Raw genomic sequence first — 23114 nt, 5'->3', positions numbered from 1 at the left:
CAGTGGTTGCACTTTGCGGGAGTTGGCTGATGCGGCGCGTGTGGGCGTGGATGCCTGCCGGCGTGCCGTGGACAACATGCGCCGCGCCGGCGTGCTGGTCAAGGTGGGCGAGCGACGTGTGAGCTACCGCAATCGACCCGTGGCCTTGTATGCGCCCGTGGCCCAAAGGCCAGCGGCGAATGACGCTGATGGATGTGTGGGCTTGGCGCAAGCGCTGCGGGCCTGGGGGTAATCAATGGCGATGAGCAAGCTGCCGGTGGTTGGGACGCCGGCTTGTGTGGTTTTGCGCGCGCAAGGGGGTGTCTATGCAGGATCGTGAGGATCTTCCCCCCATCAAATTTGCGGATCTGGCCGATGCGTTGCTCAAGGGGGCTGACCGTCTTGTGCCGGCCTGGCTGCCAGGGGGCGAGATTGTTGGCCATGAGTACAAGTGCGCCAGCCTGGCCGGGGGCAAGGGCGGCAGTTGCAGCATCAACCTCAACACGGGGATGTGGGGCGATTTCCAGTCTGGCGAAAGCGGCCGCGATCTGCTGGATTTGTATGCGCAGATCCACGGGCTGGGCCTTGCCAAGGCCGCAATACAGGTGGCGCAGGAGGAGGGGCTTGAAGATGTCGCTGGCCTTGTGAAATATGGATCTCGCGCGGGCAAGTCTGCGCCGGTTTCCAATCCGCGCCCGCAGCCCGAACAACCGCCAAAGCGCGAGCGGGAATCGGAGTGGAGCACGATGCGGCCTGTGCCGGACTATGCGCCTGCGCCTACGTTCACGCACTATCACCGCACAGCCAGTGATCTTGTCCATACGGCAGAGTACCGCCTGGGTGGCGATCTGCATGGCTATGTCGCGCGCTTTTTGACAAGCGATGGCGGCAAGGACACGCTGCCCTACACGTTCTGTCTGTCGGCCAAGGACGGGGCCAGCAAATGGCATTGGCGCCAGTGGGATGAGCCGCGCCCGTTGTATCTGCCATCGCACCGGATGCCCGAGGGGCGGACAGTGATCCTTGTCGAGGGCGAGATCAAGGGCGAGGTGCTGCAGCAGTTGCTGGATGCCATCTCGCCAGGCGTCTATTGCGTTGCATCCTGGCCGGGAGGTTCCAAGGCCTGGAAGCGGGCGGATTGGAGCTGGCTGGCAGGCAACACGGTGCTGCTGTGGCCCGACTGCGATGCAAAGCACATGCCGCTGACTCCGGCTGAGCGCAAGTCTGTCAAGGGCGACGACGCGGCGCGCGAGGCGTTGGAGTCTGGCAAGCCTTTGCTGCCTGAGCAAAAACAGCCTGGCATGGCTGCGATGTTGGGCATTGGCAAGCTGCTGCGCGATACGCACGGCTGCACAGTGAGCATGTTGCCCATTCCCAAACCCGGTGATGTCAAGGATGGATGGGATGCACGCGATGCCATTGAAGCGGACGGATGGGACGGGGAAGCTGTTCTGCGGTTCTTCGGCCAGGCGCAGCCTTTTATCGAGGCCGCAGCAGACCAGGCCGGCGAAGCTGCAGGCCCGGCGCCCGGCGCTAAAACCCCCGTTGGCACGGGCGGCGGTGGTGATGCGCCCCAGGGTGGCGGCGCTGGCTTTGATGAGCCGTTGGAAGATGATGGCCCGATGGTGCGCATCGGCGGGAAGATGGTCCCCGAATGGATGTCGTACTACTACGACGCTGAGAAATCCCGCTGGAACGTTTCGCGCAAGCTGGTGATTGCCTGTCTTGAGCGGTTGCCTGAGCTGCGGGATGTGCTGGGGTACGACGAGCTGCGAAACACCGTGCAATGCCGCAAGGCTTGGCCGTGGCCCTACGCCCGGGCAGGCGAGGTGCGTAATGCTGATGCGCTGCTGCTGGGCAAATGGCTGACCGACACCTACGGACTGCCCAGCATCAGCAAGGCGGCACTTGATGAGGGCTTGCTGACCGTGGCGAGCACGCGTCGCTTTCACCCGATCCGCGAGTATCTGGCGGGGCTGACTTGGGATGGCAAGCCTCGGCTGAGCAAGTGGCTGATTCACGCCTTGGGCGAGACGCCCGATACGCTGCGGCCGGCAATGTTCGAGTACCTGGGGCTTGTGAGCAAGTATTGGGTGCTGGGCATGGTCTATCGGGTGATGGAGCCGGGCTGCAAGTACGACTATTGCCCGGTACTGGAAGGTGCCGGCGGACTGCGCAAATCGACCCTCGTTGAGGTGCTGGCCAGCAGCGAGTTCTACAGCGATACCGCCTTCGAGGTGGGGCGCGGCAAGGAGGCGCAAGAGCAGGTGCAGGGCATCTGGGTCTATGAGATCGCTGAGCTGTCGCACTTCAGCAAGGCCGAGGTGGGCGCCATCAAGGCCTTTATCTCTGCGAAGGTGGACCGCTACCGGGTGGCCTATGGAACCACGGTGGAGAGCTTTCCCCGGCAGTGCGTGCTGGTGGGCACCACCAACGAGGACACCTACCTGCGAGACCGCACGGGCAATCGCCGCTTCTGGCCTGTGCCTGTGCGCCATCGCATCAATACGGATTGGGTTGCCGAAAAGCGCGAGCAACTGCTGGCCGAGGCCTTCGCGTTGTACCTGCAGGGCGAGGCTTACATTCCTTCGCCCGAGCAGGAGGAGCGGTTGTTCAAGCCGATGCAGGACAGCCGCCTGGTAGAGACGGCGGTCGAAAGCGAACTGCTGCATGTGCTGACTCGGCCGTCACAGCCTGCAGGTATCGGCGCGCTGGTCAATCACGCAACGGACTTCGTGACCATGTCTCAATTGGTGCAGGCCCTGGCTGTGGATGCCGCCAAGGCGCCGCCCGGCTTGCAGACACAGATCACGGGCTGGCTCAAACATGAGGGCTGGGAGCGTGTGAAAAAGCAGGTCCATGGCGTGCGTGCCTGGGGCTTCGCGCGGCCGCGCAACTGGCCCCCAGAGGACCGCCCCAGCGGTCTGGACACGCCCGCGCCAGCTGATGAGTCAGCTCCTGCGGCGCCCGTTGTGCCCGCTGTCTACCTGGCTCCTCCTGTGCCGCCTTCGCCTGCTGCTGAGCCGGCGCCCTGGGATGTCCATGAGCCGTTCTGATCTTCAACCCTTTTCGATGTGGGCAGCGCCTGAAACGCGCCGCACCGCATGCGCTGCTGGAGGCGTGATTCGCTGCAGCGTGCCCAGTGCTGGGCCGGTGGTCGCTATTCGGCCCCGATGCGGAGCGGTGGCGGGGATGGCCTGCCCTTCGCCCATGACCTGAGTGTCCAAGTGTCCAGGGTGTCCAAGGTTTTGCTATGGACACCATCGGCCACCACTTCCCCATTCCCTGGGGTTGCAGCCGCTGCATTGTCTGTGCGGTTGGGCGGGTGGCCGGGCTTGTGCAGCGGCGGGCGGGCACAGGCTGGCGAGCAGGGGCGCGGGCGCGCTCGCGCGGATTCGGGCGGTTACCCGTTATCTCTATAGGTTGGGATGGACAGTATGGACACTCGGACACAAGCAGGATCAGCAGGGCCGGCAAGCAAGCCGGATGGGCAGCAGTGGACAGCAGAGGACAGGCGCCGTATCGAGCAGGGGCAGCAGATCATCAAGAGCAACATGCCCGGGGTCTATGGGCACATCTGCAAAGCGGCGGCTGCAGACAAAAGGATCTGGGGCTTGGTGCGGATGGGCCTGGCGGGTCGGCCCAACTGCTTTTGGGCGATGGAAGGCCCGCAACTGGCTGGCACGCCCTTCGTCGCGTGGGCGAGTTTGGACGCACCTGCGAAGCTGCTGCAGCAGATGGCGCGCCCCGCCTTTGTCTGCCTGCTCGGACCTCTGCCCCGGGAGGATTGACCATGGCGCGCATTGAGCGGATCAAACAGCGGCTGGACAACTGGGCCTTGTGGCGGGCGCGGCGCGACGGGCACGGTCTAGGTTTTCCATCGCAAAACATGCTCGCTGCCTGGATGGCGAGTGCCGAGCAGCGGCCCAAGCTGCGCGAGTCAGTGATCCCCGTCCTGCACCTTGAGGCAGAGGAGACAGACAAGGCGGTCCAGTCCCTCAAGCCCAGCAAGCCGCATCTGCATCAGACCCTTGAGCTGATCTACCTGCGGGACCTGGGGGTGCAGGGCACGGCCAGAAGGATAGGCAGGGCACCGTCTACCGTGCATGCGCAGCTTGAGGCCGCAGACCGCGCCATTGATGAATGGTTGGTGGCAATGGTGCAGGAGCGGGAGCGAAAGCTGGCCCAGCTCTGGGCGGTCAAGCCGCGCCCGGATAGTTTTACGTCATAGAGAGTCCTGGTACATTTCAGGCAACTTGTGGAAGGTGTCCCAACCCACTGACCCAAGTCCAACCCTGCCAAGCGCGAGCCTGGTGGGGTTTTCTTTTTGTCCCCCTCGGAGTATCTATGACGCCGGAGACCCGCCGAGCCATCAGCCGCCAGGACCACGATGAGCGGCGAGGCTCAGCTTCGTCGCGTGGCTACGGTGCCGCCTGGCGCGCTGCTCGGGACCAGTTCTTGCGGGATCACCCGCTGTGTGCTGAGCACGGAAAGCGTGGCGAGTCGATCCCGGCCCAGGTCGTGGATCACATCGTTGCGCCTCGCCTTGCTGAAGCCCGGGAATCTGGAGACCCGGAGCGCATGGGCGAAGCGCAGCGGCTTTTCTGGAGCCGGTCCAACTGGCAGCCGCTGTGCAAGCTGTGCCACGACTCGGACAAGCAGCGCCTTGAGAAGTCCGGGCGTGTCGCCGGTTGCGGGCCAGATGGTCGCCCGCTGGACCCGCGTCACCCGTGGAATCGGCCCGCCGCATCGACGATTTCGGCGTTTTTGGCCCGATCCGGCCCAAAACCTGCTCCGAGGGGGTAGGGGGGTGAAAAACTTTCGCCCTTTTTAGCAAGAGACCGACCGTTCCTCTCCGTACGCAAAATGCGGGAAATATGGGGAGGGGGGTATACGACAGGAGGCACCCCAATGGCTGGAAACGCCAATTCCGGGCGCAGTGCAAAACCGCCGTTCCTGCATCTGGCGGGTGGCAATCCCGGAAAAAAAGACGCGGCTGCTCTGCTGCGCGAGCAGGAGGCCAACACTGTTTCCGCCAGCGAGCCTGACATGCCCGAGGTGCTCACGCTGGAAGCGCGGGAAGAGTGGAAGCGCGTGATGCCCGACTTGCTGCTGCTGGGCTGGGTGCACCGTATCGATGTCATGGCGCTTTCGTCCTACTGCGAGGCGGTGGCCGACTGGCGGCGCTTTCGTGCGCTGATCGTCAAGAAGAATGCAGAGCAGGCCGAGGCGGGCGATGTGCAGACTTATGCGACGGGCGCCAAGCAAATCAGCGTGTGGCGGCAACTCGCCAACGATGCCGAGAAGCGGGCAAACGCCGCCGGCGCGTTGTTCGGTATGTCGCCCCTGGCGCGACGAAACATGAAGGCCCAAGCGGCGCCGCAAGGGGAGTTGTTCGGCAATGACGAAAAGGACGCTGCCGCTCGCTACTTCTGACTGCCGGGTGAAGAAGTTCGCCCGCCGGGTGCTGCAGGGGCGAATCATTGCGGGGCCGTATGTGCGGGCCGCGTGCAAGCGCCATCTGCAGGATCTGAAGCAGGGGCACAAGCGTGGCCTGGTGTGGGATCAGGCTGCAGCAGACCGAGCCATCGGATTCTTCGAGGATGTGCTCAAGCTCAACGGTGGCGAATACGAAGGCAGGCCTTTCCTGCTGGCCCCGTGGCAGGCGTTCATCGTTGGCAGTCTGTACGGGTGGTATACGGCGGACGGCTACCGGCGCTTCCGCGTTGTCTACATCGAGACCGGCAAGGGGTCGGGCAAAAGCCCGCTTGTCGCCGGAATCGGGTTGTACGGCCTGACGGCCGACAAAGAACAGCGCGCCGAGATCTACGCTGCCGCGACCAAGAAAGACCAGGCACAGATCCTGTTCCGCGATGCCGTGGCGATGGTCAACCAGTCGCCGCATTTGCAATCGCGCCTGGTGCAGTCGGGCCGTGATGAGAAGGTTTGGAACCTCTTCTATGCGGAGACGAACAGTTTCTTTAAATGTATCTCTGCAGATGAAGGGCAGTCCGGCCCGCGTCCGCATGTCGGGCTGATCGATGAGGTGCACGAGCACAAGACGGCGACGGTGATTGACATGATGGTGGCCGGCATGAAAAGCCGCCGGCGTGCCATGGTGGTGATGATCACCAACAGCGGCAGCGACAAGACGACGCCGTGCGGCCAGTACCACGACTACGGTGCAGACGTGTGCACCGGGCGTGCACAGGATGACCATTTCTTTGGCTTCATCTGCTCGCTGGACAAGGGCGATGACCCGATCAACGATGAACGGTGCTGGCCGAAGGTCAACCCGTCGCTGCGCTTTCGCCTGGCAGGGCAGCGCGAGGGCATCCCGGGCTATCAGTATCTGCGTGCCCAGGTGCAGAACGCGCGAGGCATGCCGGCGAAGTTGGCCAAGGTCTTGCGCCTCAATTTCTGTGTATGGACGCAGGCCGAATCGCCATGGCTCGACTGGGAGATATGGGCGGCGGCCGAGGGGAAGGTGCCGCTGCAGCTGCTGCGACATCGCAAGGCGGTGGGCGCGCTGGACCTGTCCAGTACGACCGACCTGACGGCCTTCGTTATGCTGTTCTTTCCGACGCTGGAAGATCCTTATTGGCGGCTGATGCCGTACTTCTGGATTCCAGATCACGACCTGGACGAACGGGAGAAGCGCGACAAGGTGCCCTACCGGCAGTGGATTGCCGAGCGCTGGCTGGAGACCACGCCAGGCAGAGCGGTGAGCCGGTTGTTTGTGCTGCGGCGCCTGCAGGCCATCAGCGCCTATTTCACGGGGCTGGAGCGCATCGCGTTCGACCGCTGGCGTATCGAAGATGTGATTCAGCTGATGGCCGAGCACGGGATAACGCTGCCGCCCCTGGTTGGCTTCGGTCAGGGGTATGAGTCTTTCGGGCCGGCCGTCGATGAGTTTGAACGCCGGCTGCTGGGTGCGCCTGTGGATTCGGGAAGTGCAGACGAGCCGGCCGAGCTGCTCGCCGAAGTGGAGCAACTGCGCCATGACGGCAACCCGGTGCTGACATGGAACGCCGCCAATGCGGTGTTGACCCATGACCCGGCGAATAACCGCAAGGTGGACAAAGCCAAGTCCGTGGGCCGGATTGACGGCGTTGTTGCCTCAATCATGGCCTGTGGCATCAGCGGCAAGGGTCGCAAGTTGGGCGGCCCGTCCGTCTATGACAAGGGGATAAAGATATGAAGTTTCAGCTGCCGAGTTTTCGGGTGGCACTGGTGCTGCTGTCGCTGCTGTGCGGCCTGCTGGGCTTCGGCTTGGTGGTGGCGGGCATTTGGCGCATGCATCCACCATCTGCCATGGTGGTGGCGGGCGTCGCCCTTGTCGCCTACGCCTGGCGTGTTGACCGCGCCGCATCTGGCGTGGCTGCGCTTGCGGCTGCACGCGGGGAGGGGTAAGACATGTTCTTTTCTTCCTTGGTTGGCGCCAATGAGGGCCTGGTGTCTAGCGGCTCCAGCGGCTTTTGGCGTGGACTGATCGGGGCCGCTCGCAGCAGCTCTGGCATGCGTGTGACGCCAGAATCTGCGCTGGCCCTGCCGATCATTCAGAACTGCGTCACGCTGCTGGCCGAAAGCCTGGCGCAACTGCCGCTTGAACTCTACGAGCGCAAGGGCGGCGGGCAACGCGAGTCGGCGAGCAGCCATCCGCTGTATCAGGTGCTGCGCTACACGCCCAACCCGTTCCAGACACCGTATGACCGGGTGGAGCTGTCGCAGATGTCCGCAGGCCTGCGCGGCAATTCGTACACGTTCATTGAGCGTGGGCGGGACGGCCAGGTGGCGCAGCTGTGGCCCCTGGATACGGCAAAGGTGACCGTGCTCAAGGGGCCTGACATGCTGCCGTATTACCAGGTGGCTGGCGTGTCCGATCCTCTGCCTATGCGCCTGGTCCATCACGTTCGATGGCATTCCCACAATGGCTATGTCGGGCTGTCCCCAATTGAGCTGCACGCCGACTCCATTGGCCTCGCCCAAGCGGTGCGCCAGTACACCGGCAAGTCGTTTGCCAATGGCGTCACGCTGTCAGGGGTGATCGAGCGGCCGAAGGAAGTGGCCGCGATCAAGGAGCAGGGGACCATTGACTCCATCGTGAACCAGTGGGGCAGCAAATTCAGCGGCGTGGACAACGCCAGGAAAGTGGCGCTGCTGCAGGAGGGCATGACGTTCAAGCCGGTGTCCATGAGCAATGTGGACGCGGACGTGGCGGCCATCCTGAAGCTGTCGGGCGTGGATGCCGCGCGCATCTACAAGGTGCCGCTGCCCATGGTCAACGACCTGGACAAGGCCAACTACAACACGATTGAGCAGCTGCTGATTCACTTCGTGGTGTTCGCACTGTTGCCCTGGGCCAAGCGGCATGAACAGGCCATGATGCGCGACTTTCTGCTGGACGATGAGCGGCCGCGCTACTTCATCGAATTCAACCTGTCGGGCCTCATGCGGGGCGATCAAAAGAGCCGCTATGAGGCCTATGCCATCGGGCGGCAATGGGGCTGGCTCTCTGTCAACGACATCCGGCGCCTGGAGAACCTGCCGCCCGTGGCCGGGGGCGATACCTACCTGCAGCCGCTCAACATGGTTGCGGCGGGTGCTGCGGCGCCCGATCCGAAGAATCCCGCAGTGCGGGCCCAGCTGGAGATCCAGCGGCAAGAAATCGAAAGGCTCCTGATCCAATGAAAAGCTATCTTCGCGCAGCGGGCCTACTGTTCAATCAGCCGCTGCTCACTACCCCGGATGCCATGGACATGGCGGTGCGCTGGGCCAATCAGGTGATGAGCCTGAACATCATCAACATGGCCCCGGTGGCAGAGCCCCGCATGTGGCACGACGATGACGACTACGAGTCGCGCATTGCCCGCGAAGAAGAGCGGCGCCGTGCCAACCTGCAGGCCACGGGCGTGCAGGTGATCCCGGTCCATGGGCTGCTGGTCAGCCGTGCGGCGCACCTCAATGTCTGCGAGACCATGACCAGCTACGAGGATCTGCGCAGCCAGCTGCGCCAGGCGGTCGCTGATCCCCTGGTCGAGCGCATCGTGCTGGACATCGACAGCCCGGGGGGCGCTGCCACCGGCGCCTTTGAGCTGGCGGCGGATCTGCGGTCCATGGCTTTGCAAAAGCAAATCATCGGCCTGGTCAATTTCTCGGCCTACAGCGGCGGCTACCTGATCGGCGCGGCGTGCACCGAACTGGTGGTAAGCCGCACCAGCGGCGTGGGCAGCATCGGAGTGATCGCCAAGCACATGGACCGCTCGGCCATGCTGGAGCGCGAAGGGATCAAGGTCACAACCGTGTATGCAGGCGCGCATAAAAACGACCTGTCGCCGCATGAGCCGCTGACAGAACAGTCCATGAAGTTCCTGCAGGAACTGGTCAACGAAGGCTATGACATGTTCGTGAATGCCGTGGCCGAGTATCGGGGCCTGAGCGCCTCTGTCGTGCGCGCCACTGAGGCTGGTCTCTACCGTGGCCAGGCCGCTATCTCCGCAGGCCTCGCCGACCGGCTGCAGACCCCCACAGATGCCCTGGACGGTATCACCCGCGCCGTGGCCGAAAGCCGCGCCAATCGCCCCGCGCCTGGCCGGCTGGCTGTGCGTGCTGCTGCAGCCCATCTGCAAGCCCAGATCTGACCGCGTTCGCGGCAGTTTTCCGGCCCGCCTCGGCGGGCTTTTTTCATTGCTCTTTAGGAAGCAAAACCATGTCCCTTGTGACCCAACTGCGTAGCGAACGCGCCCAGCTCAATGAAACGCTGCAGGCCCTCGCAAAGAAGGATGCCGCCGGCGAGCAACTGTCTGCAGAAGAGCTGCAGCAGTTCACATCGCTGGAAACCCAAATCGGCGAGCTGTCCGCCAAGATTGCACGCGCCGAATCCGCCGAGCGCCTCAATGCTGCGGCGGCGGTGCCCGTCAACGAAAGCGCGCGCGGCATCAACGGCCCGCCTGCCGGCGCCCACGTCTCCGTTACCGACAACGCCCCGCCGGGCGCGTCCGTCGCCCAGGTGGCGCGCCTGCTGGCCGCTGCTGGCGGCAACCAGCAGCATGCGGCCCAGATGGCGCAAGAGGGCGGTTTCGGGCAAGACATCGTGCAGACCCTGAGCACGGTCACCCCGGGCGCGGGTGGTGTGCTGATCCCCGCCAACATGGCCGCCTCGGTGATCGAGGCGCTGCGCCCTCGCTCTGTCGTGCGGTCCATGGGGGCGGTCAGCCTGCCCCTGGTCAACGGCAACATGACGCTGCCGCGCATCAAGGACTCCACGGTGGTGGGCTACATCGGCACTGAAACCGATATCCCGGTGACCGACATGACCTTCGCGGACATGAAGCTGCAGGCCAAGAAGATGGGCGCCCTGGTGCCGATCAGCAATGACCTGCTGTCGTTCGCTGGCATCAATCCGCGCGTGGACAGCATCGTCGCCAATGACCTGCTGATCAGCACCGGCCTGGCCGAGGATCTGCACTACATCCGCTCGGCGGGCAGTGCCCTGCTGCCCAAAGGCCTGCGCTACTGGGCGCTGCCGGGCAATGTGGTGGACGCGCCCGTCGATCCGGACCTCAAGGCCATCGACCTGTTCCTGGGCGGCCTGATGCTGCGCCTGGAAGCCGCCAATGCCGCGATGGCCAACTGCGGCTGGCTGATGCATCCGCGCACCATCCGCTGGCTCCAGTCGCTGCGCGACGGCAACGGCAACAAGGCCTATCCCGAGATCGATCAGGGCCAGCTCAAGGGCTACCGCTTCGGCCTGTCCACACAGATCCCGGTGAACCTGGGCGCCGGCGGCGATGAGTCGGAAATCTACTTCGTGGACTTCTCCGATTGCTACATCGGCGAAACGGGGCAGCTGTCCATCGCCTACAGCACCGAGGCCTCCTACAAGGACGCGGGCGGAAACATGGTGTCCGCCTTCCAGCGCGATCAGACCCTGGTGCGTGTGATCGCGCACAACGATTTCGGCGTGCGCCATGTCGAGTCCGTTGCGGTCGGCGCCAAGGTGAAGTGGGGCGCGGGCATGTGAGATGACGCCCCGGCAGGCGCCGGGGCGCAACCAATCGAAAGGACAAGGCGATGAGCAAGCAAGAAGCAGGCAAACAAGAGATTGTTGCGGTGGTGTTCCTGAAGCACTGGCGCGGCTACAACCCGGGCGAAACCGCAGCATTTCCGGCGGACCAGGCGGACCGCCTGGAAGCGGGTGACGTGGCCGAGAAATCGGGCACTGCGAGCGGTGCCGTAACCAGCGGGCGGGGTGCACGCGGCGCGGCGGGCCGTGGTGGTGGCAAGTCCGCAGCGCGTGACGCGGCGCAAACGGCGGACGGGGAAAGCGGTGCTGACGGTACTCCGGCTGCTTCTGCAGCGGCGGCAACTGCTGCTGCCAGCGCAGAGGCGGGGCTGGGCGCGGGCGCTGCGGGCAACCTCAACGCTGACCGGCCCTGACCATGGCCCGGCGCAAGCGTTACGCAGGCGATCCCGTGCTGTCTGCGGCCGAGGTCGCGCAATGGTGCCGCGAGCACATCGATGACCTGCAGCGCTCGCTGGTTGAAAACATCATCGTGCCGGGCGTGACGCAGATGTGCGAGGCGGAAACCGGGGCGGCCATCCGTACGGCGGAGTATGTCGAAGACTGGTCGCAAGACCGTTTGGGCAATGCGCTGGATGTCGGCCAGGTGCGTTCCGTCAGCAGCGTGACCGTGCTGCGCGCGGGTGCAGATCCGATCCCGGTTGAGGGCTTCGAGCTGGAGGTGGACCAGCGTGTCGGCCGCGTCGTTTTCGTGGGCGGCCGGCCGCCTGGTCGTCTGCGCATCGAGTACGTGGCCGGGGTCGATCTTGACGCATACCCATCGGTACGCACCTGGCTGCTGCTGCAGGCGGGGACGCTGTATCAACAGCGGGAAGCCCTGGTGACCGGAACCATTGTTTCCGAACTTCCCTTGAAATTCCTGGGCAGCATGCTGGCGGAGATCGCCGTGCCGCCCCGATTCTGAAAGGTGGCCCATGCTGCAATCAGGAAGGCTCAGGCGCCTTATCGTGATCGAGGCTCTCCAGCAGGGCAAAGACGGCTCAGGCGGCATTGTTCGGGCATGGACTCCGGTCACACCGACCGATGGCATCTATGCCGGGCACACCAGTGATTCGGGCACATTGCGCCCCGCCACCAAGGCGGCAGGGGGTGAGGTGCCTGTGTCTGCGGAGGTGTTTACGCTGCGTTGGCGCGACGGCATCAAGGCTGGCATGCGCGTGGTCAGTCGCGGTCTGTACTACCAGATTCGACATGTCAAAGATCTGGCGGATCGCCATGAGACGCTGATCCTGACCTGCGAAACGGGGGTGCGCGATGGCTGACAAACCCGATGTCACAGGCGTGCCCGACCTGACCGCAGCGTTTCGGGAAGTCCGCGAGGACATGGCATTGAAGGTCTCGCGGCGCATGGTGGTAGCCGGGGGCAAGGTGATCACGGAGCGCGCCAAAGCGATTGCCAAGGCAAACGGCTCGGTGATCAGCGGCGCCATGGTCGAGAACATCGCAATCAAGCGCGAGCACAACGCCCCGGACGGGACCGCGCAGTATCACATCGGTGTGCGTCACGGCCGCGACCAGACCAAGCGCGTACAGGCCAAGGGGCAAAAGCGCCTGGTCGTGAGCCGGGGTCGCATCAAGGTGCGGCGCGACAACGACCCGTTCTACTGGCGCTGGGTCGAGACCGGCCGCCGTGTGGTCCCCGCATCGGTCAAGTCCGGCACCACGACATACACCCAGCGACTGCGCAATGGCCGCGTGGTGGTGCGCTCGCGCAAGTACGAGGCCTCAAGTCTGCGTGCGCGCCGGCGTGCTGCCTCGCAGGGCGTGGTCGGCCGCAAACCGTTCATCGAACCCGCGCTGCAACAGGAGCGAGACAACGCGATCACGGCCATGGAACGGGCGCTGAATCGTTACCTGGCTAGCGAACGAAAGAAGGGAGGCACATGACGGCAGCTCCAAGCATTCACCAGCGCTTGCAGCCTGTGCTGGAAACGGCGCTGGACACATGGTGGAAAGAGCTTCCTGCAGACCCGACCTGGCCAGCGGCTGTTTTCAGCGTCGAGACGGCACCGGAACCCGGATGGTGCGCCGGCGGCGGCTATGACGCCCACGACGCCACGGTGATCGTGCTCAGCCGCAGCGCGGCCGAGCTGGACACCCTGCTGCCGACCAGCGGCGGCGGCAGCGTGCGCGCGGCTGTCGAGGCCATGGAGCACTACCAATGGGAAGTGGGCTGCGAGGACGCGGACTATGAGGATGACCCTCAGGTCTACGCCCGCGCCTTGATCGTGCGCTTGCGCACGCCCCGATTCATCACAGCAAAGGACACGCCATGACGGCAAAGAAAGACAAGGACGAGGCAGTGCACACGTCTGCACCGGCCCCGCAGAACACCAAGCCGGCCAAGCCCGCGCACCACCAGGCCACCGCGCTGCCGCCCCGGGATGCGTTCCACGGCAAGGCGGGCCGCTACGTGCGCGACCCTGCGACCGGCCTGCGCGTGCCGCAACCCTGAGCCCCGGCTCCATCCCTCAACCTCTGAAAGGAATTCCCATGGCAAAGTCCATGAAACAGATGCTGCTGCTGGCGATGGTCCAGACGGCGGCAGGCGCTGCGGCCACGCCCACGGCGGCGGCCAATGCCATCCTGTGCCGGGCGCTGATGCCCGAGCCCATTACGGCCGAGCAGGTGGCGCGCGATCTGATCCGCCCGTACAAGGGCAACAGCGGCAAGCTCACGTCCGGCGAGCATCGCAAGCTGACGTGCGAAGTGGAAATCGCCGGCAGCGGCACGCCAGGCGTGGCGCCTGCCTATGGCGACCTGCTGCAGGCCTGCGGCTTCGCGGAGACCGTCACGGCCGGCACCGACGTGCAGTACACGCTGGTGAGCGGCGGTGAGCCGCTGCTGACGCTGTATGGCTATCTGGATGGCACGCTGTTTAAGATCGTGGACGCCAAGGGTACGGTCAGCTTCGAACTGAATCCCAAGGGCATCCCCGTCATGAAATTCGAGTTCCTGGGCGCTTACTCCAAGCCGGAGGAGGGCGCCATGCCCACGGGCGTGGATTACTCGAAGTTCATGCAGCCCAAGGTCGTTGGCAAGACCAACACGCCCACGCTCACCATCTTCGGGCATAGCGCCTGCACCAGCGCGTTTTCGGTCAACCTGGCCAATCAGTTGAACTGGCGCGAGCTGATCAACTGCGCCGGCGCGGCAAGCCCCGACCGCCAGCCCACGGGCTCCATCACCATGGAGTTTCCGAAGGTCACGACAAAGGACTGGACCGAGATCGTGCGCAACAGCGAGCGCGGCCCGGCCGTGATCATCCACGGCGTGGACCCCGGCAACATCGTGGAGCTGCAGATGCCCAACATCCAGCCCGGCCCGTTCACGCTCAGCGATGACCAGGGCGTGGCAATGATGGCCTTGCCCTTCGACCTGGTGCCCATCGTCGGCGATGACGAATTGGTGCTGATCGTGCGCTGACCAGTCCCTGTTTCCCCTCACCCGAGGCCGCTCTATGCGGCCTTTTTCTTTTTTAGTTTCATCTCGTCAGGAGTCAATCCATGTTCAACCTCACTCCCTCGGAAACCTTCAAGGAAACCGTCAAGATCCAGACCAAGACCGAAAGCGGCCTGTGGCGCGAAGAGTCCTTCACCGCCGTTTTCAAGCGCACGGCAGAGGAGCGCCGCCAGGAGCTGCACAACAAGCCGTTCGGCGAGGTCGTGGATGAAGTCCTGGTGGGCTGGGACATGGTGGACCTGCAGCGCAAGCCCGTGGAATTCACGCCCGAGAACAAGGCCGCGTTCCTGCAGATCCCCGCTGCCGTCCGTGAAACGGCCATCACCTATCTGCGCACCAACGCGGGCGCCAAAGAAAAAAACTGATCGAGGCCGCGCGCTGGTGGGCGGGCATACGCCCGCAGGCTGTCGATCCCTTCGCGCCGCAGGAATCCATGCTGGAGGCCATGCGCGCGATGGGTGCGCCGGCGCAAGACATCGAGCGCGTGGCGCAGGCCATTGCCGAGCAGCGCGCGGCCGTCGAGCGGCCCCCCGAAGAGTTCGGGGTGTACCGCGAGAACTGGGCCACGGTGCAGGCCTGGGGTGCCGTGGAAACCCAATGGAACTGGCTTCCTCCGCCCGTCAGTGTTTTAGGGGGCGCAGGCATGCCGGTGCGCACAGGCCTGAACTATGCCGGCGTGACCGCTTGGCTTGAGCTGTTCATGCCTGTGCGAAAGCGGCGCGGCGTCATGCAGGGGCTGATGTTGATGGAGCGCGCCGGCTTGGCGGCGCTCAATGAAATTCGAGAACAAGAGGAGGGCTAGCTATGTCGGCATTGGGTTCTCTGGTCGTCAAGCTCGCGCTGGAGTATGCGCAGTTCAGCCAGGGGCTGCAGTCCTCGGAGCAGGACGTCAAGCAGCACGCCAAGCGTGTGCAGGACGCATACGACAACATGGCCGCCGGCGTGTCGGCGCGTATGGACAGCCTCAAGGGCTCCATCCTGGCGGCCATCGGCGGCGCCGTCAGTGTGGTGGGGATTACCTCGGCCATCGCCAAGATCAAGCAGGAAACCATCGACGCCGAGAAGGAACAGACCCAGCTCGCGGCGGCGATCAAGTCCACTGGCAGCGCCGCTGGCTGGAGCATTGAGCGGCTCAACGCCATGGCTGATTCCATGGAGAAGACCAGCACTTTCAGTGCCGGTCAGATCAACCAGGCCCAGACCCGCATGCTCAGCTATGCGGGGGTGGTGGGCGAGCAGTTCCCGCGCGCCATGCAGGCCGTGATCGACATGTCCGAGCGCATGGGCTACGAAGTCACGGCCTCGGCCGAGACCATCGGCAAGGCGCTGGACGTGCCCAGCGAGGGCCTCACTGCGCTGTCAAAGCAGGGCTTTCGCTTCACCGACGCACAGAAAGAGCTGGTCAAGCAATTCGAGCGCACGGGCCAGACGGCCAAGGCGCAGGACATCATCCTACAGGCCCTGGAGTCGAGCTACGGCGGCGCGGCCAAGGCGGCGCGTGACACGCTGGGCGGCTCGCTGACAGCGGTCAGCAACACCATCAACAGCCTCATGACGGCGGACAGTGCAAGCCTGCCAGGCCTGCGCGATAGCGTTGAGGGGCTCAACAGCACGCTCAACAGCGATGACGTCCGCAACGGCTTGCAGACGCTGATTGGCGGCCTGGTGGACGTGGGCAGCTTTGCCGCCAGCAGCATGGCGGGCATCGTCAAGCTGGGCCAGGCCGTGGCCGAGTACAAGGGCGAAATTGGGATGGCCCTGGGCATGATCGCCGGTGCAGCTACTGCGGCTGGTGCCATGCAAGTGGCGGCGGCCATTGGGGGCATCGGTGGCGTGGCCGGCGCGGTTGGAAAGCTTGCTGCCGCCTTTGGGGCGCTGACGGCTGTCATGGCTGCCAATCCGGCCGGCCTTGCCTTGCTGGGCGTGGGCGCCGCTGTGGGTGGCGCTGTCGTGCTTGCGCACGATACGGAGCGTCAGGCGCTTGCCATGGAGCGGGCTGCCGAGGGCCGGGAAAAATGGCTGCGCAGCCAGCGCGAGCAAATGCAGCAGCTCGTTGAGCTGGACCCGGGCAATGCGAACTATGCCCGTCAGCTCAGCGCGATTGGCGAGGAGTTGGACAAGGTGGTCGCGGCCCGCAACGCCGCTGCGGCCACGACAGCCAACGCTGCGGATGACCTTGCCGAATCGGTCAGCGGTGTCTCTACCGCAGCCGCCAGCACCGGGCAGGCACTGGGGCAGTCGGAGGACTGGATTCGCAAATACGGCACGGCCGCCCAGAAGGCAGCGCTTGAAATCGAGGAGTGGAAGCGAAAGCTGGGGGCTGCCTTCACGCCTGAAATGCAGCGCCAGATCGAGGAGACCTATGCCAGGCAGGACGCTGGCGCCAAGGCCGGCGCGCAGTCGGCCAAGCAGCTGCAGACGGCCTATGACAACCTCCTGCAGTCCATTGCTGAAAAAACCAGCGAGCAGCAGCAAGAGCTGACGAGCGGTGAAAAGCTGGCCGAGTCCGACAAGATCCGCATCAAGTTCAATGAGGACCTCAAGGACTCGCTCAAGGGGCTGAGCGATGCGCAACGGGCCAATGTGCTGGCGAAGATAGACAGCCTGGCTGCGTTGGAAAAAGAGAACGCTGCCCAAAAGGAATTTCTGCGCATTGCGGATCTGGAGCGCACTCGCCGCGTCGCCATCGCTGCCGCTGCAGAGCAGACCGTCTCCAGCCTGCTGGAGAGCAACAAGACGCTGCGTGAAGAAATCGAGCTGATCGGCCTCAACGCTGAGCAACAGTCCCAGATCCTCACGCAGCGGCAACTGGCAATCATCCTGGTCAAAGAGCAGCAGCTTGCCGAGATGGAGCGTGCGGCCGCCCTGACCGGCACGATGACCCGTGAGCAGATCGCCCTGCAGCAGGAGATCGAACTGCTGCGCGAGCGCCTGGGCCTCACGTCCATGAAGGAGTCCCGTGATGCGTCGGCGCAAGCCGCCGCCGCGAGTGTCAGCGAATGGGAAAAGGGGGTCGAGCAGATCGGCCAGAGCTTGACCGACCAACTCATGGCCGGCGGCCGATCATTTGGCGACTACCTTAAGAATCTGGCGCGCACGCTGGTTTTCAGGCCATTGATCATGGCAACCGTAAAGATGGCCATGAATGGTGCGGCCGGTGCCCTTGGCCTGAATGTGGGAGAGGCTAAGTCCGGTGGTGCAGCAATGGGGGTGGTCAACAACCTTGGCACATGGGGTGCCGGTGCGCAAGCGATGTTCGGTTTCATGCCTGGTGCTTCTGCGGCGAGTCTGGCGGGCGCGAATGCTGTGGGCTTGGCCGGAGGTGATGCAATGGGTGCTCTCATTGCCGGCAATGGCGGCTGGGCTGGGGTTGGTAGCAGCTTCGGTGCCGCGCTCACTACTGCGCTGCCTTGGATTGCAGGGGCTGTTGCAATCTTCTCTCTGCTCAAGGGCGGGATGTTCGGGTCGCGTGGGGCAAATCACGTCGGGGCGGCATACAGCACCACGGGCGCGGATAACGACAAGGCGGCAGAAATGCTGTTTGGGCGTGCGGCCGGTGATTGGTATGACGATTTGACCAAGCGCGGCAACAAGGATCTTGGCAAGCAGCTCGGCACGACGGTTGAGGCCCTGTCCGATGTCTATAAGTCCTTGGCTAAGTACGCTGGTGACAGTGCACGCGATATCGACATCGTTGCGGGGTTCGCAAGCAATCCCAAGTATGGCGATGAAGATTCCTACGGCTACTTCAAGCTGATCGACAAGATCACTGGCGAAGTCCTGACCAGCTACACCAAGCGGGATGGAGGTCTTGGGAATGATCCGGAAAAGGCCTGGGCGCAGTTCGTGGCCGACATGGGCGGCGCCCTCATCGGCGAGCTGAAAAAGGCCGACATCCCGGCCTGGATGCGGGACTCTTTCGAGGAGCTGGGCGACGACATCACCCTGGAGAGCTTCAACGCGATGCTGCAAAAGGTGCAGCTCACGGCCTCGGCTATTGAGGGCTGGACCCGCAACATCACCAACTTCGGTGAGTTGGGCGACAAAGCCATTGCGAAGCTGATCAAGGACATGGATGGCATCGAGAACCTGATTGCAGGTATGGATGCCTTCTACACCGGCTTCTATTCGGAAAGCGAACGGGTTGAGAACGCCGCGAAGGTGCTGGACAAGTCGCTGAAGGATCTGAAGCTGGAGATTGATCCGCGCCAGGGTCAGGCTGCGAAAGAGCAGTTCCGCAAGTTGGTCGAAGCGGCGATGGCCGCCGGCGACGTGGAGCTGCTCGCCAAGCTGCTGCCCCTGGCACAGATGTTTGGCGAGGTCGCTGACGCTGCAGGCCGTGTGCTGGATGGGCTCAAGGATGACCGCTCGAAGCTCGAAGCCGAGTACCTGCGTGCAACGGGGCAGACGGACAAATACCGTGAGGCACTGCGCAGGCTTGCGACCGAGGGCATGAGCGAGGCCGAGCGCGCCGCGTGGGACTACAACGAAGCGTTGCGCGCCGAAATCGCTGCCCGCGACAAGCAGATGGATCTGGAGCGCCGTTGGCTTGAACTGAACGGCGACACCGCCGAGCTGCGCCGCCGCGAGCTGGAGGCGCTGGATCCCAGCAACCGGGCTTTGCAAGAACGCATCTGGGCGCTGGAGGACGCCAAGGCTGCGGACGCCAAGGCCCGCGCGAACTTTGAGGCAGCGGTCAGCCGCGAGCGGGATTACTGGAGTGCCATCGCGTCATCGTCTCAGGAGGCCATACAGGCGCTGTCAGGCTCGATTGCCTCGCTGCGCTCGAATGCGAGAGATCTGCAGGGCATGTCTGATGCGTCCGCCCAATGGGTGGCTGCGCAGGGCATGGTCTATGTGGAAAGCGCTCTGGCCGGGGTGCGCAACGGCAAGCAGCTGTCCAGCTATACAGAGCTGAGCGAAGCCATCGCGGCGGCCAGGGGTGGGATTTCCGCCGGCGTGTATGCGACGCAGTTTGAAAGGGAGCGTGACGCCCTGGTGCTGGCTGGCCAATTGGCTGACCTGGCAGACCTCGGGGATGAGCAGCTCAGCGTTGAGGAACGGTTGTTCAAGAACTCGCAAGAGCAGATTGATCGCCTTGATAAAACGCTCGCCTACTGGCGTGATCTGCTTGAGGGGGTGGATAAGCAGATCGATGCGAATCTGTCCGTTGAAGCAGCCATCAAAAAGCTGGAATCACGGCTGTTCCCCGAAAAGCCTGCAGGCACGGGAAATCAGCCGGGCAAGGGCGGGGGGCTGGGCTCTGATGTCACGCCAGGATCTGGGAGTAATTTGCATGGAGGGAATGGAAATCCCGATTCTGAGTACAAGCACGTTTACACAAACCCGGATGGATCGGCATATTACGCGCCGGTGACGGCTGATGATCGTGTCAAGCGATTGAACGATCTGAAAGATGGCTATCACTCTTTTGATGGCACGGGGGATGCTGCCGGTCTTTATTCGTGGGCGCAGCGTGTCAACGCAACACCTCAAGACCTTGCGGAGCTATCAGGGCTGAAGCAATCCGATTGGGAGACATGGCTTGCAAATCAGCGAATGCCCTCCTATGACGTTGGCACCAATCGTGTGCCCTACGACATGGTTGCAAAAATCCATAAGGATGAAGCAATCATTCCGAAGGCTTTCAATCCCTGGTTGGGTGGTTATGGAATTCTTGGTTCCTATGCCCGCAATTCCAATGCCGCTCAGACCGATGAAAGATATTCGTCCCGGACGGATGGACTGCTTGAACGGCTCATTGTTGGTGTGGATCAGCTGGGTCAGAAGATGGGCGTTGTCGGTGATGAAGTCGCTGCACTGGCGGGATCTACCGACGATGTGACAGAGGGCGGAAACGCCATGCGCTCAGAAATCATGAACGTGGATGCATTGGCGAAAGCCTTGGCACTGGCAATTAGAAGGGAGATGGCATGAATCCGTCCGCGAGGGTGATGGTGCCCATCAACATCACCGCTGCGATGGTTGCTGCGGGCACTTCGGTGCCTGAGCCAAACCTTGAAAACGGGGAGGTCGCTTGGGTGGCAAGTGCGAACTATGCCATTGACGACCTGCGTGTTTACAAGGGCTCGGTCTGGTCCTGTGTGCGGGCGCACTCCGGCCGCACGCAGCTTCCAGATGCAGATCCCGGCTACTGGTTGAGAGAGGGGCCATCTGATCGGATGGCCCCTTTTGACGACTACTCTGCAACGAAAGCGCGCGGCAAAGGTGAGCTGACGTTTGTGCTGACTCCGGGGTTTATCAATGGGATCAGCGTATATGGCCCCGTGGGCGCCAACTATTCCCTTGTTGTCAGAGAGGGACCAGTCGGTGAAATTATCCGTGAAAAGCATGGCGACCTTTTTGCGCAGGCCGCTGGCTTTTGGGAATTGCTTTTTTCTCCACTGCCCGCTCTGGAAAAAATAAGTCTGGATGAAATCCCGATTTCGCCCAACGCGGAAGTCACTGTAACCATTAGCTCGCCTGGTGATGGTGCGGTTGCTGTTGGGGATATCAAAGTGGGTGATTGGCGAATGCTGATAGGTGATGCTGATTTTGGTGGTGCCGAGTACGGGGCCGAAGCTCAGCGCAAGTCCTATACGTACCGACAATACGGAGAGGACGGGAAATATAAGCAGATGCCCAGAGAGGCCGCGCGCGATGTTACCTGCCGCGTGGTTCTCTCGTCAGACCAGGCCATGTATGCAGATGCCGTGCTTGGGGAGATTCTGAATATTGCAGTGCCATTTGAGGCAACCGGCATCCCCCGGTATGGCTATCTCAATACTTTGGGGTTTGTGTCCGGTTCGATGCGGGCTGACAACTTTGGACAGGCTTCGCTGAATTTGACTGTTAAAGGAAATATTTGATGGCAATACAACCAGCCGCGAAATTGACGCCCATTCCTGAGTTTCCATCGCTTGCCCGTAGGGCGACTGGTGAATACAACGGCATGGCCTATACCTTCGGCACCCATATGGGTGGGCCCGGCCCCTTCGTCTCTGAAATCAATGCACTCGCCGACAACGTGCAGCACAACGCGCAACAGGCGGTCGATGCTGCTGGCGGGGCAATCGACGCGCAAGAGGCCACCGAAGCCGCGCGTGATGCTGCAGCTGACAGTGCAGGCGCAGCGGACGGGTTCTCCCGCAATTCTGCGGCCTCTGCCAATGCATCTGCAGAGTCCGCCGGCGCTGCTGCTGACAGCGATATCTCTGCTGCCGCGCAAGCCAGGCTTGCAGACGATGCGCGCGTGCTGTCTCAGCAGGCGCGAGACACCACGGTGGGCCTGCTGGCCGAGGTGGTTGAGGCTCGCGCCGAGACGCTGGCCTACCGCGACCAGGCCGAGGTTTTTGCCTCGGCGCAATTCAAGGGCACCAGCTCGACCAGCGTGATACCGGGGGCAGGGGCCAAGGCTTTTGCAATGGAGCCGTCGCGCTCTTTTGTGCTGGGCATGTACCTGGTGGCCACGTCCACCAGCGATACCGGCACGAGCATGAGCGGCTATGTGCAGAGCTACGACCCGAGCACCGGCGCCCTTGTTCTGGGGGTGGATCAATTCTCCGGTCCGGCGGCCAAAGCAGATTGGGTGATCGGCGTTGCTGCAAAGGGTGCGGCGGGCCTGGCAGTGCAGATCGTCACGGCAAACACAACGGCGGTCGCCGGGGTGCACTACATCGTGACGGTGGCGGGCATCACGCTGACGATGCCCGCCGCTGCCTTGGGCCGGGTCAAGGTGACGAATGCCAGCCCTGGTCTGTTCAACGTGGACTGGCGGGGCAATACGGTGCGCGACATGGTGCCGGATGCGCCCATGCGCATTCCGCGCGGTGGGGAATTCGATGTGACAGGGGCAGGAGGAAACTGGGCATGAACTACAACAGGATTTTTAATGGCTCATCACAGCTGGGGCCGCGACATGCGGTGCCAGTGTTTACGAGTCGCACATGGACGGCGCCGGCAGATGGCTTGCTGACGGTGCGGGCCATGGGGGCGGGCGGTGGTGGTGGTCGCAGCTGCACTGGCGGGTATTCGGGGGCATGGGGAGCCAAGCTCATCCGGATCAACAAGGGTGACTCTGTCGTGGTCAGCATTGGCGCAGGAGGGGCTGGGGGCGTTGCAAGTGGACCTGGCTCAGCCGGTGGGGCCACTACGGTCACAGTCGGGGGTGTCACATACACAGCGCCGGGAGGACCCGGTGGAATTGTGGCTTCCAGCCCTGCTGCAGTACCCAACGGGCCAAGCTTGCCAGTCGATTGGGACTTTGGTGCAGCGTCCGTCAAGCCAGGCGCTGTAAGCGGTGCTCCTACCGGCGGTGCGGGTGTTGACATCCTTGCTCAAGGCGGAAACGCGACAACCTCAGATAGCGTGGCTGGAAGCGGCGGCGGGGGTACTGGCGGGCCGTCCAACGGAGTTACAGGGGGCGGCGCCATGCCGAATGGTCGCAGTGCGATTGGCTCGGGTAGCGGTGCATTCTTTGATGCCGGCAATGGTGACTGGGGCATCAGTTTCTACGGAGGCGCAGGCGGTTCTTCAGGATCGAGCGGCGGCAACGGTGGTGGCGGTGGTGGAGGGTCAAACGGCGGTCAGG

22 protein-coding genes are annotated in these 23114 nt (G+C 63.4%); all 22 read left to right on the top strand.

Going from position 1 to position 23114, the window contains the following annotated elements; translation table 11 throughout:
* Positions 1–13: 13 nt before the first annotated feature.
* The 22 genes from A9976_RS00695 (at position 14) to A9976_RS00590 (ending at position 22397) form a co-directional block, all read left to right on the top strand.
* Positions 14–232, top strand: coding sequence for a hypothetical protein (locus A9976_RS00695; protein WP_259649058.1), 219 nt, complete (start codon positions 14–16; stop codon positions 230–232).
* A 73-nt stretch (positions 233–305) separates the two neighbouring features.
* The gene (locus A9976_RS00690) at positions 306–3035 is read left to right on the top strand and encodes a VapE domain-containing protein (RefSeq protein WP_183017387.1); all 2730 of its coding nucleotides are present in this window, start codon (positions 306–308) and stop codon (positions 3033–3035) included.
* 381 nt (positions 3036–3416) lie between these two features.
* Complete coding sequence (locus tag A9976_RS00685) at positions 3417–3770, top strand: hypothetical protein (protein WP_183017386.1); 354 nt, start codon at positions 3417–3419, stop codon at positions 3768–3770.
* A gap of 2 nt (positions 3771–3772) precedes the next feature.
* Complete coding sequence (locus A9976_RS00680; protein WP_034368378.1) at positions 3773–4210, top strand: hypothetical protein; 438 nt, start codon at positions 3773–3775, stop codon at positions 4208–4210.
* A gap of 680 nt (positions 4211–4890) precedes the next feature.
* Complete coding sequence (locus A9976_RS00675; protein WP_183017385.1) at positions 4891–5415, top strand: P27 family phage terminase small subunit; 525 nt, start codon at positions 4891–4893, stop codon at positions 5413–5415.
* Complete coding sequence (locus A9976_RS00670) at positions 5381–7180, top strand: terminase large subunit (protein WP_183017384.1); 1800 nt, start codon at positions 5381–5383, stop codon at positions 7178–7180. The genes A9976_RS00675 and A9976_RS00670 overlap by 35 nt, the downstream gene beginning before the upstream one ends.
* Entirely contained in the window at positions 7177–7392 is a 216-nt protein-coding gene (locus tag A9976_RS00665) for a hypothetical protein (protein ID WP_220808445.1), read from the top strand. Before A9976_RS00670 ends, A9976_RS00665 begins: the two co-directional genes overlap by 4 nt.
* A 105-nt stretch (positions 7393–7497) precedes the next feature.
* Entirely contained in the window at positions 7498–8670 is a 1173-nt protein-coding gene (locus tag A9976_RS00660) for a phage portal protein (protein WP_259649057.1), read from the top strand.
* A complete protein-coding gene (locus A9976_RS00655) occupies positions 8667–9620 on the top strand; it encodes a S49 family peptidase (RefSeq protein WP_183017382.1) in 954 nt (317 codons plus the stop codon). The genes A9976_RS00660 and A9976_RS00655 overlap by 4 nt, the downstream gene beginning before the upstream one ends.
* Positions 9621–9688: 68 nt before the next feature.
* A complete protein-coding gene (locus A9976_RS00650) occupies positions 9689–11002 on the top strand; it encodes a phage major capsid protein (protein WP_183017381.1) in 1314 nt (437 codons plus the stop codon).
* A 50-nt stretch (positions 11003–11052) separates the two neighbouring features.
* Positions 11053–11418, top strand: coding sequence for a hypothetical protein (locus A9976_RS00645; RefSeq protein ID WP_183017380.1), 366 nt, complete (start codon positions 11053–11055; stop codon positions 11416–11418).
* Between the two features lie 2 nt (positions 11419–11420).
* Positions 11421–11966 (top strand): hypothetical protein, encoded by a 546-nt coding sequence (locus A9976_RS00640; RefSeq protein WP_183017379.1) that lies wholly within the window; start codon positions 11421–11423, stop codon positions 11964–11966.
* A 10-nt stretch (positions 11967–11976) separates the two neighbouring features.
* On the top strand, positions 11977–12324 hold the full coding sequence (locus A9976_RS00635; protein ID WP_183017378.1) for a head-tail adaptor protein: 348 nt from the start codon (positions 11977–11979) through the stop codon (positions 12322–12324).
* Positions 12317–12949 carry an HK97-gp10 family putative phage morphogenesis protein gene (locus A9976_RS00630; RefSeq protein ID WP_183017377.1) on the top strand — a complete coding sequence of 211 codons (633 nt, stop codon included), beginning with the start codon at positions 12317–12319 and terminating at the stop codon, positions 12947–12949. The genes A9976_RS00635 and A9976_RS00630 overlap by 8 nt, the downstream gene beginning before the upstream one ends.
* A complete protein-coding gene (locus tag A9976_RS00625) occupies positions 12946–13338 on the top strand; it encodes a hypothetical protein (RefSeq protein ID WP_183017376.1) in 393 nt (130 codons plus the stop codon). Before A9976_RS00630 ends, A9976_RS00625 begins: the two co-directional genes overlap by 4 nt.
* On the top strand, positions 13335–13517 hold the full coding sequence (locus tag A9976_RS00620; RefSeq protein ID WP_183017375.1) for a hypothetical protein: 183 nt from the start codon (positions 13335–13337) through the stop codon (positions 13515–13517). The genes A9976_RS00625 and A9976_RS00620 overlap by 4 nt, the downstream gene beginning before the upstream one ends.
* 38 nt (positions 13518–13555) lie before the next feature.
* Entirely contained in the window at positions 13556–14488 is a 933-nt protein-coding gene (locus tag A9976_RS00615) for a phage tail tube protein (RefSeq protein WP_183017374.1), read from the top strand.
* Positions 14489–14568: 80 nt separating this feature from the next.
* On the top strand, positions 14569–14889 hold the full coding sequence (locus tag A9976_RS00610) for a hypothetical protein (RefSeq protein ID WP_183017373.1): 321 nt from the start codon (positions 14569–14571) through the stop codon (positions 14887–14889).
* A 68-nt stretch (positions 14890–14957) separates the two neighbouring features.
* Positions 14958–15326 carry a DUF1799 domain-containing protein gene (locus A9976_RS00605; protein ID WP_183017372.1) on the top strand — a complete coding sequence of 123 codons (369 nt, stop codon included), beginning with the start codon at positions 14958–14960 and terminating at the stop codon, positions 15324–15326.
* Positions 15327–15328: 2 nt separating this feature from the next.
* A complete protein-coding gene (locus tag A9976_RS00600; RefSeq protein ID WP_183017371.1) occupies positions 15329–20461 on the top strand; it encodes a phage tail length tape measure family protein in 5133 nt (1710 codons plus the stop codon).
* Positions 20458–21393: a hypothetical protein gene (locus tag A9976_RS00595; protein ID WP_183017370.1), complete on the top strand. Its 936-nt coding sequence runs from the start codon at positions 20458–20460 to the stop codon at positions 21391–21393. Before A9976_RS00600 ends, A9976_RS00595 begins: the two co-directional genes overlap by 4 nt.
* An 83-nt stretch (positions 21394–21476) precedes the next feature.
* Positions 21477–22397 (top strand): hypothetical protein, encoded by a 921-nt coding sequence (locus A9976_RS00590; protein ID WP_183017369.1) that lies wholly within the window; start codon positions 21477–21479, stop codon positions 22395–22397.
* Positions 22398–23114 lie beyond the last annotated feature (717 nt).

This window comes from Delftia sp. UME58, assembly GCF_014170385.1.
Taxonomy (GTDB): domain Bacteria; phylum Pseudomonadota; class Gammaproteobacteria; order Burkholderiales; family Burkholderiaceae_C; genus Comamonas; species Comamonas acidovorans.
Note: the sequence above shows the minus strand (reverse complement) of the source record. Positions and strands in the feature narration are given on the sequence as shown.

What these genes read in the sequence shown, in the direction of transcription:
- A9976_RS00610 (WP_183017373.1), top strand. Translation starts at nt 14,569, where the DNA reads ATGTTCAACCTCACTCCCTCGGAAACCTTCAAGGAAACCGTCAAGATC.
- A9976_RS00630 (WP_183017377.1), top strand. Translation starts at nt 12,317, where the DNA reads ATGGCTGACAAACCCGATGTCACAGGCGTGCCCGACCTGACCGCAGCG.
- A9976_RS00620 (WP_183017375.1), top strand. Translation starts at nt 13,335, where the DNA reads ATGACGGCAAAGAAAGACAAGGACGAGGCAGTGCACACGTCTGCACCG.
- A9976_RS00605 (WP_183017372.1), top strand. Translation starts at nt 14,958, where the DNA reads ATGCTGGAGGCCATGCGCGCGATGGGTGCGCCGGCGCAAGACATCGAG.
- A9976_RS00675 (WP_183017385.1), top strand. Translation starts at nt 4,891, where the DNA reads ATGGCTGGAAACGCCAATTCCGGGCGCAGTGCAAAACCGCCGTTCCTG.
- A9976_RS00645 (WP_183017380.1), top strand. Translation starts at nt 11,053, where the DNA reads ATGAGCAAGCAAGAAGCAGGCAAACAAGAGATTGTTGCGGTGGTGTTC.
- A9976_RS00670 (WP_183017384.1), top strand. Translation starts at nt 5,381, where the DNA reads ATGACGAAAAGGACGCTGCCGCTCGCTACTTCTGACTGCCGGGTGAAG.
- A9976_RS00590 (WP_183017369.1), top strand. Translation starts at nt 21,477, where the DNA reads ATGGCCTATACCTTCGGCACCCATATGGGTGGGCCCGGCCCCTTCGTC.
- A9976_RS00595 (WP_183017370.1), top strand. Translation starts at nt 20,458, where the DNA reads ATGAATCCGTCCGCGAGGGTGATGGTGCCCATCAACATCACCGCTGCG.
- A9976_RS00635 (WP_183017378.1), top strand. Translation starts at nt 11,977, where the DNA reads ATGCTGCAATCAGGAAGGCTCAGGCGCCTTATCGTGATCGAGGCTCTC.
- A9976_RS00600 (WP_183017371.1), top strand. Translation starts at nt 15,329, where the DNA reads ATGTCGGCATTGGGTTCTCTGGTCGTCAAGCTCGCGCTGGAGTATGCG.
- A9976_RS00685 (WP_183017386.1), top strand. Translation starts at nt 3,417, where the DNA reads ATGGACACTCGGACACAAGCAGGATCAGCAGGGCCGGCAAGCAAGCCG.
- A9976_RS00615 (WP_183017374.1), top strand. Translation starts at nt 13,556, where the DNA reads ATGGCAAAGTCCATGAAACAGATGCTGCTGCTGGCGATGGTCCAGACG.
- A9976_RS00655 (WP_183017382.1), top strand. Translation starts at nt 8,667, where the DNA reads ATGAAAAGCTATCTTCGCGCAGCGGGCCTACTGTTCAATCAGCCGCTG.
- A9976_RS00640 (WP_183017379.1), top strand. Translation starts at nt 11,421, where the DNA reads ATGGCCCGGCGCAAGCGTTACGCAGGCGATCCCGTGCTGTCTGCGGCC.
- A9976_RS00650 (WP_183017381.1), top strand. Translation starts at nt 9,689, where the DNA reads ATGTCCCTTGTGACCCAACTGCGTAGCGAACGCGCCCAGCTCAATGAA.
- A9976_RS00665 (WP_220808445.1), top strand. Translation starts at nt 7,177, where the DNA reads ATGAAGTTTCAGCTGCCGAGTTTTCGGGTGGCACTGGTGCTGCTGTCG.
- A9976_RS00660 (WP_259649057.1), top strand. Translation starts at nt 7,498, where the DNA reads ATGCGTGTGACGCCAGAATCTGCGCTGGCCCTGCCGATCATTCAGAAC.
- A9976_RS00680 (WP_034368378.1), top strand. Translation starts at nt 3,773, where the DNA reads ATGGCGCGCATTGAGCGGATCAAACAGCGGCTGGACAACTGGGCCTTG.
- A9976_RS00625 (WP_183017376.1), top strand. Translation starts at nt 12,946, where the DNA reads ATGACGGCAGCTCCAAGCATTCACCAGCGCTTGCAGCCTGTGCTGGAA.
- A9976_RS00690 (WP_183017387.1), top strand. Translation starts at nt 306, where the DNA reads ATGCAGGATCGTGAGGATCTTCCCCCCATCAAATTTGCGGATCTGGCC.